Annotated in this window: 13 protein-coding genes; 4 read left to right on the forward strand and 9 right to left on the reverse strand. The window is 42.0% G+C overall.

What is annotated here, in order from left to right; translation table 11 throughout:
- Positions 1-65: 65 nt before the first annotated feature.
- The 4 genes from IGI52_RS07350 to IGI52_RS07365 all read left to right on the forward strand — a co-directional run bounded on the left by IGI52_RS07350 (position 66) and on the right by IGI52_RS07365 (position 3,516).
- Entirely contained in the window at positions 66-713 is a 648-nt protein-coding gene (locus IGI52_RS07350) for a bifunctional 4-hydroxy-2-oxoglutarate aldolase/2-dehydro-3-deoxy-phosphogluconate aldolase (RefSeq protein ID WP_438780863.1), read from the forward strand.
- 57 nt (positions 714-770) lie between these two features.
- Positions 771-1,781, forward strand: a complete 1,011-nt coding sequence (locus tag IGI52_RS07355) for a PfkB family carbohydrate kinase (protein WP_438780864.1) — start codon at positions 771-773, stop codon at positions 1,779-1,781.
- 70 nt (positions 1,782-1,851) lie between these two features.
- On the forward strand, positions 1,852-2,691 hold the full coding sequence (kduI, locus tag IGI52_RS07360) for a 5-dehydro-4-deoxy-D-glucuronate isomerase (RefSeq protein ID WP_311894262.1): 840 nt from the start codon (positions 1,852-1,854) through the stop codon (positions 2,689-2,691).
- 36 nt (positions 2,692-2,727) lie between these two features.
- Positions 2,728-3,516 (forward strand): gluconate 5-dehydrogenase, encoded by a 789-nt coding sequence (locus IGI52_RS07365; RefSeq protein WP_016181910.1) that lies wholly within the window; start codon positions 2,728-2,730, stop codon positions 3,514-3,516.
- 166 nt (positions 3,517-3,682) lie between these two features.
- Here the strand turns inward: IGI52_RS07365 and tnpC are convergent, their stop codons facing one another.
- From tnpC to IGI52_RS07410, 9 genes are all read right to left on the reverse strand, one after another.
- On the reverse strand, positions 3,683-5,245 hold the full coding sequence (gene tnpC / locus IGI52_RS07370; RefSeq protein WP_070557863.1) for an IS66 family transposase: 1,563 nt from the start codon (positions 5,243-5,245) through the stop codon (positions 3,683-3,685).
- A gap of 149 nt (positions 5,246-5,394) precedes the next feature.
- Positions 5,395-5,748, reverse strand: a complete 354-nt coding sequence (tnpB, locus tag IGI52_RS07375) for an IS66 family insertion sequence element accessory protein TnpB (RefSeq protein WP_070557861.1) — start codon at positions 5,746-5,748, stop codon at positions 5,395-5,397.
- 1 nt (position 5,749) lies between these two features.
- On the reverse strand, positions 5,750-5,935 hold the full coding sequence (locus tag IGI52_RS07380) for a hypothetical protein (protein WP_070557862.1): 186 nt from the start codon (positions 5,933-5,935) through the stop codon (positions 5,750-5,752).
- 147 nt (positions 5,936-6,082) lie between these two features.
- Positions 6,083-7,171: a glycoside hydrolase family 88/105 protein gene (locus IGI52_RS07385; RefSeq protein WP_438780865.1), complete on the reverse strand. Its 1,089-nt coding sequence runs from the start codon at positions 7,169-7,171 to the stop codon at positions 6,083-6,085.
- Between the two features lie 85 nt (positions 7,172-7,256).
- Complete coding sequence (locus tag IGI52_RS07390; RefSeq protein ID WP_438780866.1) at positions 7,257-8,588, reverse strand: ABC transporter substrate-binding protein; 1,332 nt, start codon at positions 8,586-8,588, stop codon at positions 7,257-7,259.
- Between the two features lie 77 nt (positions 8,589-8,665).
- Positions 8,666-9,502, reverse strand: coding sequence for a carbohydrate ABC transporter permease (locus IGI52_RS07395; protein ID WP_102871459.1), 837 nt, complete (start codon positions 9,500-9,502; stop codon positions 8,666-8,668).
- Positions 9,503-9,504: 2 nt separating this feature from the next.
- Positions 9,505-10,416 carry a carbohydrate ABC transporter permease gene (locus tag IGI52_RS07400; protein WP_102871460.1) on the reverse strand — a complete coding sequence of 304 codons (912 nt, stop codon included), beginning with the start codon at positions 10,414-10,416 and terminating at the stop codon, positions 9,505-9,507.
- A 214-nt stretch (positions 10,417-10,630) separates the two neighbouring features.
- The gene (locus IGI52_RS07405) at positions 10,631-12,076 is read right to left on the reverse strand and encodes a response regulator (RefSeq protein WP_438780867.1); all 1,446 of its coding nucleotides are present in this window, start codon (positions 12,074-12,076) and stop codon (positions 10,631-10,633) included.
- On the reverse strand, positions 12,073-13,806 hold the full coding sequence (locus IGI52_RS07410; protein WP_438780868.1) for a cache domain-containing sensor histidine kinase: 1,734 nt from the start codon (positions 13,804-13,806) through the stop codon (positions 12,073-12,075). Before IGI52_RS07410 ends, IGI52_RS07405 begins: the two co-directional genes overlap by 4 nt.
- Positions 13,807-13,845: the final 39 nt, after the last annotated feature.

The following is a 13,845-nucleotide window of genomic DNA, read 5'->3' on the forward strand; positions in this document are numbered from 1 at the left end:
TATAATGAAACTATAAATTTCCTTATAATAAAATATGATTTCCAAATAAGAAAAGAGTGGTAAATGTGAAAAAGATTGAGATTCTACAGCGATTAGAAAAGGCTGGCGTTATTGCGGTCGTCCGCGGTAAAACAAAGGAAGAAGCATTACAGGCTAGTCACGCGATTGTAAAAGGCGGGATGCATGGACTCGAATTAACCTTTACTGTTCCACAGGCAGACGAAGTAATCAGAGAACTATCTGATGCTTATCAAGACTCACCAGAAGTAGTCGTTGGTGCCGGTACTGTGTTAGATGCCGTAACTGCCCGATTGGCGATTATGGCTGGCGCTGATTATATTGTAAGCCCTACGTTTGATCAAGAAACAGCGGAAATCTGCAACCTCTATCAAATTCCGTATTTACCCGGTTGTATGACGATTACCGAGATGAAACAGGCGCTGAAGAGCGGCGTGGACATCATCAAGCTCTTCCCAGGAAGTGCATACGGTCCATCGATTATTCCAGCCTTTAAAGCTCCCCTGCCTCAGTTGAATATTATGCCAACTGGCGGAGTCAGCCTAGACAATATGGCTGATTGGTTTGAAGCTGGTGTCATTACGGTCGGTGTTGGCGGTAATCTGTTAGCTCCTGCGGCAACTGGCGATTTTGAAAAAGTAACCGAGGTAGCTGCCCAATACATGACGAAGTTCCATGAAATAAAAGGACACTAATCCCACATTCAATCGTTAAATAGAAACTTGAAAATAAATTCATAAAGGAGACTAATCATGGGAAAGGTTGTTACTTTAGGGGAAATCATGCTGCGGTTTTCAACCACAGCTGGTACACGACTCGCGCAGGCTGAAGATTTTTCTGCTCATTATGGCGGTGGTGAAGCCAACGTCGCAATTTCCTTAGCAAACTATGGTCATCACGCGGTTTTTGCCAGTAAGGTACCCACGAACGAACTTGGACATGCGGTGAAAAAGCATCTGAATCGCTACAGCGTTGATACCTCTCAGCTTCTGATGGGAGGCCCTAGACTTGGAACCTATTATCTTGAGGCTGGCGTCGGCGAACGTGGCGCAAGCGTTGTCTATGATCGTGCAGGCTCAAGCTTTGCTGTGATGGAAAAGCTTGAATGGACACTGGAGGAATTATTCCAGGACGCCGATATTTTCCATTTATCTGGTATCACCCCTGCTCTTTCAGCTAACTGGCGAGAACTGACCGTAACACTTTTGAAAGCGGCTAAAAAAGCGGGCTGCAAGATCAGTTTTGACGTGAATTACCGCGGCAAATTATGGACACCGGAAGAAGCGGGAAAATCAATCCGAGCTATTTTACCCTATGTAGATTATTGTTCGGCGGGCAGCTTGGATGCCCAGCATTTTCTAGGCATCCCCCCTTATACTGGTGAGTCAGATAAAGAAGAAACAATTTATTACTATCAAAAAATGCAGGAAGCCTATCCGAATATTTCTGTTTTTTATTCTACAAAACGGACAGTTCATTCCGCCAGTGTGAATGAACTGACTGGAACATTATGGGCTGATGGTGCCTATTATGAATCTCAGTGTCATTTAATCGATCCGATTATTGATCGGGTCGGCGGCGGCGATGCGTTTGCTGGCGGTATTCTTCACGGCCTTTTAATGAAGGATTCGTATCAAAAGGTGGTTGATTTCGCGACAGCGGCCTCAGCCTTGAAGCATACCGTTCATGGCGACTGCAATCAGTTTAGTCAAGAAGAGGTAGAAGCATTTTTAGCCCTTGGATCAGGAAAAATTAGTCGATAAGAATTAAACGCTACGAAAAATTACTATTAGATAAAAACAATTGATTTACAACACAAGGAGGAATTCAGCAATGCAAAACATGGAAACACGCTACACCCATAGCCCCGAGGATATTCGTCATTATTCGACAGAACAATTAAGAGATGAGTTTTTAGTGGAAAAGGTTTTTGAGCCTGGAGCAATCACCCTAACTTATACCCACAACGATCGGATGATTTTCGGCGGCGTTACCCCTACACAAGAACCCTTGGAGATCATTCTGTCTAAAGAGCTAGGTGTAGATTATTTTCTAGAACGCCGCGAGTTAGGTGTTATCAATATTGGCGGGCCTGGATTTATTGAAATTGACGGAAAAAAAGAAGAAATGAAAAAACAAGACGGCTATTACATTGGTAAAGAAACACGTCAAGTCATCTTCTCTTCACAAGACGCGGACAATCCAGCGAAGTTTTACGTTAGTTCGGTGCCAGCACATCATAAATATCCCAACGTGAAAATCAGTATCGATCAGATCAAACCGATGGAAACTGGCGAACCCTTGACCTTAAATGAACGCAAAATTTATCAATACATTCACCCGAATGTTTGCGAAAGCTGTCAGCTGCAAATGGGCTACACCATTTTAGAGCCCGGCAGTTCTTGGAATACGATGCCGTGTCATACTCACGAACGTCGCATGGAAGCTTATGTTTACTTTGATATGGAACAGGATACGCGCATTTTCCATATGATGGGCAAGCCAGATGAAACCAAGCATTTAGTGATGAAGAATGAACAAGCGGCTATTTCACCAAGCTGGTCGATTCATTCAGGAGTAGGAACAAGTAATTATTCCTTTATCTGGGCGATGTGCGGGGAAAACATTACTTACACTGACATGGATATGGTACCGATGGATCAACTGAAATAAAAAATACAAAAAAATAAATTAAGAAGGAGTTTTATCATGACATTTAGTATGGATAATTTTCGATTGGACGGCAAGGTAGCTTTGGTTACAGGCGGCGTGTATGGCATCGGTTTTGAGATTGCTAGTTCATTGGCAGCTGCAGGAGCGACCATTGTTTTTAATAGTATCAATCAGGAATCAGTGGATCAAGGAAATGAGAACTATAAAAAAGCTGGCATCAAGGCTACAGGTTATGTGTGCGATGTAACCGATGAAGAACAGGTCCAAGCGATGGTTGCTAAGATCAAAGAAGACGTTGGTTCGGTTGATATTTTGGTAAATAATGCCGGAATCATCAAACGGATTCCAATGGTTGAGATGGCGGCTGAAGACTTCCGCCAAGTCATTGATGTTGACCTAAATGCCCCATTCATTGTGTCTAAAGCAGTCCTGCCAGACATGATTGAAAAAAAAGCTGGAAAAATCATCAATATCTGTTCCATGATGAGCGAGCTTGGACGTGAAACTGTTAGTGCTTACGCTGCCGCAAAAGGCGGATTAAAAATGTTGACCAAAAATATTGCCTCTGAATATGGGCAATACAACATTCAATGTAACGGCATCGGCCCTGGTTATATCGAAACACCTCAAACAGCTCCATTACGTGAGGAAGGCCATCCATTCAATAACTTCATTTTAGGAAGAACTCCTGCGAGCCGCTGGGGTACTACCACCGATCTAGCAGGCCCAGCAGTCTTTCTAGCTTCTGAAGCTTCTGACTTTGTTAACGGACATGTCCTATACGTTGATGGTGGTATCTTAGCCTATATCGGCAAACAACCTTAAATCCTTCAGCACCCTAGCTGAAACGACTAAGAGTGAGCCAAACATCTACGGGTGTTTGGCTCACTCTTTTTTGCGTTACTAATTACTGCTCAAATCGATATATCGTAAATGCCCAATCACCAAGTACCTACACACCAAATAACCTAAGCCCTATAATGGACTTAAGTTATTTGGTTGTTTTTGCGTACTGTTTGGCGCACGTTGCTTGTGCGAGAGGCTGCCAAGGCAAAAGCTCATCCAACGCTTCATTAGAAACATGCGCTAGATTAGGAATGCGATCAAATAGAAATTCCAAATAGCTCACTGGATTCAGCCCATTTACTTCAGCTGTTCGATACACGCTTAGAATGATTCCCGAAGTTCGAGCACCTTCCAAACTGCACGAATGCATAGAATTCTTGCGACCGATTACCAGCTCTTTTATCTGGCGCTCTGCTAAGTTATTACTAAGTTCCAAGCGTCCATCCTCAAAAATCCGCTCAAATCCTCCACGCAACTTTAGCGCATACTTGACCGCTGTATCTAGTTTGGATTTTGGAACTGCTGTAAAGGAGCCCAGCCATTCATAGAAATTGATGAATAGAGGGGTTAAATAATCCCGGCGTTTTTTCTGCCGATCTTCAACGGATAAGTCGACCCACTCTCGTTCCAATTGGAACCAGATATCGATCATTTTGACAGCGATCCAAGCAGGCGTTTCCTCGTTTTTATTGTTCTTTGGAAGAGCTTCAAAAAACTTCCGACGTGCATGAGCCAAACAATAAACGAGTGTGACATTTTCCACCGCGTTATAGCCTGCGTAACCATCACAATGCAGATACCCGTTGAAATCTGCTAGAAATTGCTTTGGCACTTCGCCAGCTCGCGATACTGCGTGATGGTAATATACGATTGGATGTGTACTATGCTTTCCTGTGCTGAATAGCCAGTAATGCGTGTCTTTCTTGCCCTTCTCAATGACCCGATACGTGGTTTCATCGGCGTGAAGGATTTCCTCTTGGGTTAAATGACTTTTTAATCGTTGGGCTAAACTGTCTAAGGCGTTATGACAAACTTTGATATGCCAGTTGGTGATGTTATCTCGGGAAATATCCAGACCCAATGTTTCTTGCCAATAACTTTCCTGCCGATTGGCAGGTACTTTTTGACCAAACTTCAATCGGATGGTTTCGGCAATCACGCTGTTTGACCCTAAACTATTGGAAACGACAGGTCTTGGAACAGGAGCTTTTTTATAGGAAGAAACATCTGCCTTTTCGCATTCTTTGCAACAATACGTATGTTGGTAATGAACGAGCCGATCTAACATGGCTTGATGGAAAAGCACCTCTTCGCGAATCTTGGTTGTGCCAATGTCGGTCATTTGAGTGCCGCATTGGTCACAGATTCGTTGCTCAGTTGACAATTCATGGTGTCTTTCTTTTAAGGGAAGATAGGCGATCTTCGCCGCTTTTTGACCGATTTTTCTTTTGTGTCCTTTTACCATTGTTTCTTGTCCTTCTTCTGTTTGGGGAACGGCCTTACTATCTTCAACCTCATCAGAAAATAGGTTTAACTGACCAGTCACTTGTGAATCCAGTGTTTCTTTGGAACGACCAAAAAAACGATCCGTAAAATAGCTCAATTTCTCATTGAGAAGATGAACCTCTTGGTTCAATGCTTGATTCGCATGCTGGAGTTCTTTGATTGTTTCTGTCTGAGATTCAAGGAGTTGAAGTAGGATATTCACATCTACTTCGACGTTATTGTTAGAAGAAGAATTTGTTTGTAAGGACAAGAAATTCACCACCATTTTCATTGTTACTACTGTTATTATTATACCATTTAGACGCATCAAAAAACAGAGAAAACCGCATAAAATCAACGATTTCACTCTGTTTAAAAGAATCCTTTTGTCCCAGCCTTGATTGCTTTGGGTTGGTGAATACTTAATCCCTCAAGTAGCCAGTGAATCTGTTGCACAGACAGTTGGCGAACTTCTTCCTTTTTTCTCGGCCATTGCAGTCGACCGTTTTCAATTCGTTTGTATCCCAGAAAAAAGCCATCGTTATGCCAGTAGAGCAATTTAAATCGATCACAGCGATTGCCGCAAAAAAGAAAGATGGCATCTTCGTAAACATCCAGCTCATAGTCTTGTTGGATAATCCTAGCAAGTCCGTCAATTCCTTTGCGAAGATCTGTCTTACCAGTTACGAGAAAGATTTTTTCTACTTTGGTAAAATCGAGAAACATCTTATCCCAACTCCTTAAGGATCGCCGAGAGGATATAGCTGTTTACGCCATTATAGATCAAAACTTCAGAACCATCCTTCTGACGGATACGCAGGGCAATTTTTGCGGTACTGTTTTTTCTCTGATCACGAGCCGTTCTCGATTGATCGTGAAGTTGAATAGGAACGATATCATTTATGTTTTTCAAAAAAACACCTCCGTTTCACTTGATAGCTCAAGTATAGATGAAGGTGGAAATATTTTATAGGTACCGATTTATTAGGCATTTACGATATATCACGGCAAAAAAACTCCAAAGGCCAGCTCAACGTTCTAACCTTTGAAGTCCTAATTCTTATTTACTCAATCCATAAACGGCCAACACCGCCCAGATAAACGCCCCCACTCCGTGCAAATCATTTTCTGATGTTGGTCGTTCGACATAGTAACGGTATTCTCCTGCTGATGTTCCAATACAGATGCCAGACAGCGATAAATGATCTTCCTCCACGTGGACCATTTCTTTGACTAGCCCTTCTAATGCTTGTTCCACAGCTGCGCGCTTCGTCGAATCTACTAGCTGCAACTCAATGCTTTTAGCGATGGTATAGATGAACAGTGCACTACAGGAGGATTCCAGCCAGTTATCGCTTTTCTCTGGCTTATCCACGATTTGATACCAGCAATGACTTTTAGGGTCCTGATAATTCAACAACGTAGCGACATAGGCGGTCAACTTGTCTTCTAATTGTTGACGTTCAGCGTGCTTTTCTGGTAATAATTCCAAAATATCGACTAAAGCTGTGCCGTACCAGCCAGCTGATCGTCCCCAGATCTCAGGTGAACAGCCAGTTGCTGGATCGGCCCACGGCTGAAACTTTTTTTCATCCCAAGCATGATAAAGCAAACCAGTTGCTGGATTGTACATATTTTTGCGCATCAAACTTTCCTGATAGACAACCTGAGTAACCAAATCGGGTAGCTGAAAATAGCGGGCACATTGCAGTAAAAATGGCCCTGCCATATATAAGCCATCCAGCCACATTTGATAAGGGTATTTATCCTTATGCCAGAATCCTCCCTCAGAAGTTTTGTTAATGCCGTACACGATGTGAAGAAGTTTCTTTGCTACAACCAAGTAGCGCTCCTCCTTCGTTTCTTCATACAATGGAAATAACAACAAGCCTACCTGAAGCGAATCCAATTGATCGCGATCAAAATAAAGATTCCCCTCTTCATCAATCAAACTGTCGTAATAGCCTTTTATATAGGTTAAGTATTTTTCTTCCTTTGTCAGCTGATATAAACGGTACATGCCATCAAGAAAGACCCCCTGATGATAATGAAAATGGCCGCCAGGCGGCAATTCTTCTGGTGTATAGGTTCTCATGAGCGTATCACAGGCTTTTCCAGCTAATTCCAATAATTCTGTTTTGCTTAACATAGTTAGCATCCTTTCTTAAAAGAACCGCCGCCACACAGACCAGCTACAATACCCGATCTATTTGGCGGCGTTCATTTGTCATTGTTTATTCCATTGCTTCGTCGTATTTCACTTTTGAATCTTCAATCGCTTTAGCCCATTCATCTAAGAATGCTTTGACTGTTTTTTCTCCACTCATAACGGCTTGAATCCCAGGGTCTACTTTGTTATCTAAGATCGAACGGTAATCTGGCAAGTAGAATGGTGGTTCATACAGCTTAGTATCCGGATCATCATACACTTCAAAGGCTACCTTGATATGCTGCGCGTCTTTGATCCAATCTTCATTTAAGACATCCGAGTTCGTTGGGATCTGTCCAATTTTTTCATTCCAGTAGCTTTGGCTCTTCGCAGAGTTCAAGAATTCAACTAGCTTCCATGATTCCTCTGGATGCTCAGAATTGGCAAAGGCTGAGATACCGATTGTATTGCCGCCTTCAGCAACGTAATTGCCTTCTCCTGATTTTGGCAAAGGCACCGCTTCAAATTGATTGGCTTCTAACGATTTGCTGTGCTCGCCATAGGAACCGATGTTATGATGCAAAACAGCTGCTTTTCCAGTGTCAAAGACGGCCACCATTTCTTTATAGCCATTGGTAATATCACTTTTAGGTGTATTCTTTTGATAAAGAGCAAAATATTTTTCTAAAAATTCCACATGTTTGGGATCGTTGACTGTTGATTTGCCTTTTTTATTTACATACTCAGTGATACCCGAGTAAGCATACATTAAACGTTGCAGCTGCAGCGATCCTCCAGCACCACCGCGAATTGTATAGCCGTACATATCATCTTTTGTTAATTTTTCAACATCTGTAAAGAAATCATCCCATGATTCCGGCGCATTTAAATTGTTCTCAGCAAAGACATCTTCTCTGATCCAAAGGATATCCAGATTTTGTGTATAAGGAACGCCATACAATTTGTTATCTTGGACGATTTCTCGGTTAAACTTGATCGAGCCTTCATTAATTAAGTCCTTCAGCTCTGACTTTTTAAAATAATCATCTAGCGGCAGCAACGCTCCGCGAATCGAAAATTCAGGCAGCCAGCTGGATTGTAGTGAAGCCACGTCTGGTGTATCCTTCGCAGCGATCGCCGCGTCCAGTTTAGATTTTGCTTCGTCTTTTGGTAAACCAACGTATTCTACTTTGATATTTGGGTTTTCCTTTTCAAAATCATCAATCAATTTTTCCCAAATCGGCGTCCGGTCAGGTCCAGAATTTTCATCCCAGAAAATCAAGTTTACTTCTTCGCCCTTGTCCGTGCTTTTTGACGCGTCTGAGGATGTACTGGCACTATCCCCCGAACCGCAACCAGTAATAAACAATCCAGCTAAAGCCAACGCACTAACAAGTTTTAACGCTTTCTTTGACATCTTTTTTCCTCCTAATTTCTAATTCATTTTTCTTCAAAAAAAGTTTGAATTTCATAAAGTTGGACTGGTTTTCTAAGTTAGCCTTTTACTGCTCCGCCCATTCCATTCACCAAATGCTTTTGTGCAAACATGAAGAGGATCACTGATGGAACCAACGCGATGATACTTCCTGCGGCTAACGCGCCGTAGTTAACATTAAACTCACCCATCATAAAGCTTAAGCCGACTGGTAAAGTAAACTTGCTTTGTGCATTCGTGAGCATTAACGCTAATAAGAACTCGTTCCAGGCATAAACGAAAATATTGATCCCTGTTGCTACAACCCCAGGCAATAGTAATGGCACGATAACCTGACGAATGGCCTGCATTCTTGTCGCGCCGTCAATGGCGGCTGCTTCTTCCAGCTCAGGCGGAATACCTGAAATAAATCCGCTCATCAAAATAGCTGAGAAAGGAATTTGTACAGCTGAGTAAACCAGCATCAACGAAATGGGATTACTAATCATCCCTACATTGCTGAACATAACAAACAATGGAATAATCAGCATCGAACGAGGAATGAACTGCGTCATTAATAGAATCAGCATGAATACTCGTTTTCCTTTGAACTCATACCGAGCCAAGGCATAGCCTGCCAACACCGATAAAACTAAAGTCAAGATGACCGTTCCTACACCAACCACCACGCTATTCGTAAAATATTTTTCAAAGCCGACATCATTCCAGGCGTTGATAAAGTTTTGGAATGTCGGACTCGATGGCAGATATTGTAGTGGTGTTTGAATAATATCTCCTTCTGGCTTCAATGCTGTATTCAATGTCCAGTAAATCGGGAACAGTGTCCACAGCAGCATCATGGCCAGAGGGATATAGAATGTTAACGTCTTATCTAATTTTCCCTGTTTAGTATACAAGATTACGCCTCCTCAAATTTAGAGATTTTCAAATAAATCAATGCAATAACAGTCAAAATCAGGAAGGCCACAACCGTCAATGCCGAACCATAACCAAAGTCGCTTCCATGCACAGCCGTCTTGGCGATGTACATCGCGTAAGTCATCGTAGAGTTCGCCGGTCCGCCATTCGTTAAGTTGTACATCAAATCCACATTATTAAACTCCCAAACTGTTCTTAATAATGTCGTCAATACGATCGTCCGTTTCAATTGCGGAAGCGTGATATTGATAAATGATGTCCAACGATTCGAACCATCCATCGCAGCGGCTTCGTAAAGCTCGTCTGGAATACTTTGCAGCGAAGCCAAAATTGTTACCGCGAAGAAAGGAATCCCTCGCCACAGCTCTGCGACTACCACGGAAATAAATGCGCTGTTGGTGCTTGCCAGAAACGCCTGCGGATTGTCAATAATACCAAGCTTCATCAAAATATCATTGAAGACACCCATGTGTTCGTTATACATCAGGCTCCACATTACTGAAGTCAGCACACCTGAAATCGCCCATGGTACAAACACAAATCCCCGTGTCAGACCTCTGAATTTGAATTTCTTGTTTAAAAGCAATGCGATCCCCATGCCAAAAACTAGCTGAAGGGATACTTGAGAAACCACCCATTTTAAACTATTAATTAAGCTAGGAATAAAATACACATCTTTTGTAAACACCTTCACAAAATTATCCAGTCCGGCAAACGAATCATAAAACGGAGCTGAAATATCATAATTTTGAAAACTGTAGTAAAAGATTCTTGCCATCGGAAAGAACAAAAGAGCTGTAATCATGACCAATGTTGGTAATAAAAGTAGATATGGCGCTTTTATAAATTTCTTTTTCTTCTTTACTTTTGGCACTATCATTTCATTTTCCATTTTTCTCCTCCTTCTCTTTTGCTACACTTAAAATATCAGAAAACGCTTCCATCAAACATTCATTATTTTAAGATGATTGTATAAATTTTTAAGAAGTTAAAAAAAGTCAAGAAAAATGCTCAAAAAAAAGGTGCGGCATTTATCTGCCACGCCTTCTAGCGTTTGCTTAATCAATTTTATTCAACGCCTTATTCTCTATCTGCTACAAACTCGTTCAACCTTTTACCTTTTCTCTAAATTGTTTTGGTGAAAGGCCGCTGTACTTTTTGAAGCAGCTGGAGAAATAATTGGAATTATTAAAGCCAGTAAGAATCGCAATTTCAGTAATACTGTTCTCCGTTGTTTCTAACAAACTATAGGCGGCCTCCATTCGTCTTTCAAATACATATTCGGTATATTTCTTGCCGATTTCCAGCTTAAAAAGATTGCTTAAATAAGGATGAGAAACATGGATAAAATCCGCTACCTTCTGTAGGGATAGATCCTCATCTGCATAATGCTGATTCACATACTCAATTGCTTTTGAAATCGGTGTTTCAATTTTTGATTGATGTTGTGTTCGAGACTGCCATTCATGAACGAGGCTTTCGATCACCTGAAAGCCCTCAGTGAAATTGCGACATTCCTTTAGCTGATTGTAGGCTTTATAATAGTCCTGATTGGCTAATTTTCCTTCATGAATGATCTGGAAAATGACTTTGATTAGTAAGGGGTGTACGAGTTTCATAGGAATAGAACACAGACCTTGATTCTTTTTTAATTCCTCGATCTGCTTTTCCAGCTGATGAAATTTCTTCTCCTTGATTAATTTTGTTAAATGCTCCTCCACCTCTGCCAAATTTTGCGGAATCCCTAATGCATCATCTGTGATGTCATCGGCTTGATGGATTCCGGCCTTGTTCAGCTTGATCATCTCAAATTTTTCTTTTGTTTGCAGGAGCGTTTGATGAAACGAATCTGCATCTGTGGCAACCGCTCCGATCACAATCGTTCCCCCATGCTGGCGTAAAAAGAGCTGAAGTGTTTCTAATTTTGCGGAAAATTGCGGCTGGTCCTTCGCCCGCAGAACAGTCAAATAGCTGTTATCGTCTAGTTCAACTGTTGTATCAGGCAACAGCCTTCTCAGCTGCTCTGCCTCTGAACCGCTGGAGGATAAAATACATTGATACACACCTTCTAATGAGAACGCTCCGCGAATCTCCTGAAGCGGCACTTCCGTCGAAGAAAAGAGCAGCTTATTAACCAGATGCTGCCGTTTAAACTCCTGCGCCGATTGTCTGTTGAGAATATCTTCTTCTACTAGGCGAAAAGCATTTTCTACTTGGGGCAGCAGCACTTCTTTGTCAACAGGTTTAAGAATATAGTCAAAGGCCTTGATCTTGATTGCTTCCTTCGCATAATCGAACTCGTTATAGCCTGTTAAAAAAATGATTTGACAGCTTGCTCGCTGTACCAGCTCTTTCGCCATGGCGATCCCATCCATTAAGGGCATATTAATATCGGTAACAACCACTTCCGGCTGATGAAGAGCTGCCTGCCTTAATCCCTCCTCTCCATTGCTCGCATCAATGACCCGATCGACTCCGATGCTTTCCCAAGCTAAATTCAACAAGGCTTTTCTGATAATTTGTTCGTCTTCAACAATCAATAAGGTTCTCATGAGCTGCCCTCCTTTGGTATCACGATTTTAACGATGGTTCCCGTCTCACTAGCTTCAACCCATACTCCGTAAGCTGATCCAAAATAGCGTTTAATTCTTAGGTTCACACTTCGCAGACCAATTCCCACTAGCTTTCGTTCCACTCCTGCTGGCTGATTCAGCTCTTGATTGATCTGCTGAATATGATCCGGAGAGATTCCTGCACCATTGTCCTTAATAGTAATCAGCACCTCTTCTTTTACCGGCTGGACAGACAACTCCAGATGTCCAAAAGTCGAAAGCTGCTTTAACCCATGATAAATTGAATTTTCAACGATTGGCTGCAGGGAAATCTTAGGAATTTTCGCTTCCAGACAATCATCAGCGGCAATCTGAAGCCTGTAATCAAAACGATCCCCATAACGATAGTCCATGATCGTCAAATAATTCTGCACATGCTCCAGCTCATCCTTCAAAGTGATCAAGACATTCTCGTCGCTGATCCCCTGACGATAAAAGTCAGCTAACGCGCGAGCCATCATGGCCGCGTCCTCATTCATATTCATATCACTCAACGATTGGATCGAATACAACGTATTGTATAGAAAATGCGGGTTGATCTGAGATTGGAGCAGCTCGATTTCTAAACGATTACGTTCCTCCAAGTTATATTCATTTTCATCCAGCAGCTTTTCATTTCGCTTGATCATCGCATTAAAGCTTTGATACAGTACTGACAGCTCCTGAAAACGCGGATCGGACAGTGCCAGATCACCATTCTTATCCGTGATGCTTGTTCCTTCGATTTTCTTCGCCAGCTGTTGGATCGGCTTTGAGATGAATCGTCCCACTCCAAACATCATGACTGTTCCAACAACAAATAGAAATAGAATCAGCGTTCCGGCTAGATTCAGATATGCTCCCTGCCCGCTACGTAGATCTTTGTCAGGAAAAATGGCTCTCAATTTCCAGCCATTCAAGCTGAACTCCTTAGATAAGGTATGATACACGGTACCATCAACAGTCACTTTTTCCTGATCTGACGCCGCTTTAAACACCTCCTGTGGCATCTTAGTCGTACTAGGATACGGGACATTGTTGCTGCTAATTAGAAACAAACGACCATTTTCCGTGACATAACCCTCATCCAAAAGCTCACTGATCATCTCACTTTTCAAGTTAAAGACAATGACACCGTTCGCTTCTGCCTCGCCGTCGCCGATCGTTTTCCCTAGAGAAATCACGGGTTCTTCTTTGGTTGAAAAAGGATTTTGCGGCGCATCTAGCCAAAAATACTGTGTCTCCTCATCACTCAATTCAAAAAAATTGTGATAATCAATCCCATCCAGCTGCTGGTTGATGGTTCCGCCGTTAAAGAAAAATTCCCCATCATTAATGTTGATGTAGATGGAACTAAGGACATCCTGAAATCGGTAGTAAAGATCCTTGACGCTGGCATTCATGTTCACCGCAAGCTTCAAGGAGCCGCTTTTATCATTGATGACTTCTAGTAAATTAGGATTATTATTTAAATAAACGAGCTGCTCAAATAGCTGGTTGAAGGTACGATCTAAGGAGCCGTGCTTATCCTTCAGGCTGTTTTCAACGTTGGCATACGTAGTGTTAGCCACTTCTCTTGAAGTCGTCAGACTAGAAAAAAGGATCGAGAACACAATGATTAAAGCTAGAAAAAAGATATAAAAGGTATTAATGATTCGATTCAATGATTGGGGTTCTTTTTTCTTTCCCATATGCTCTCCCTCGCTTTTTTCACATTCAATCCTTCTCAC

Origin of the sequence: Enterococcus sp. DIV0187 (assembly GCF_051713785.1) — a bacterium.
Lineage (GTDB): Bacteria > Bacillota > Bacilli > Lactobacillales > Enterococcaceae > Enterococcus_A > Enterococcus_A avium.

Bases quoted from the DNA above. Each gene is read 5' to 3' on its own strand.
- IGI52_RS07365 (WP_016181910.1), top strand. From the start codon at position 2,728: ATGACATTTAGTATGGATAATTTTCGATTGGACGGCAAGGTAGCTTTG.
- IGI52_RS07390 (WP_438780866.1), bottom strand. From the start codon at position 8,588: ATGTCAAAGAAAGCGTTAAAACTTGTTAGTGCGTTGGCTTTAGCTGGA.
- kduI (WP_311894262.1), top strand. From the start codon at position 1,852: ATGCAAAACATGGAAACACGCTACACCCATAGCCCCGAGGATATTCGT.
- IGI52_RS07400 (WP_102871460.1), bottom strand. From the start codon at position 10,416: ATGGAAAATGAAATGATAGTGCCAAAAGTAAAGAAGAAAAAGAAATTT.
- IGI52_RS07385 (WP_438780865.1), bottom strand. From the start codon at position 7,171: ATGTTAAGCAAAACAGAATTATTGGAATTAGCTGGAAAAGCCTGTGAT.
- IGI52_RS07405 (WP_438780867.1), bottom strand. From the start codon at position 12,076: ATGAGAACCTTATTGATTGTTGAAGACGAACAAATTATCAGAAAAGCC.
- IGI52_RS07410 (WP_438780868.1), bottom strand. From the start codon at position 13,806: ATGGGAAAGAAAAAAGAACCCCAATCATTGAATCGAATCATTAATACC.
- IGI52_RS07355 (WP_438780864.1), top strand. From the start codon at position 771: ATGGGAAAGGTTGTTACTTTAGGGGAAATCATGCTGCGGTTTTCAACC.
- tnpB (WP_070557861.1), bottom strand. From the start codon at position 5,748: ATGTTTCTCGATTTTACCAAAGTAGAAAAAATCTTTCTCGTAACTGGT.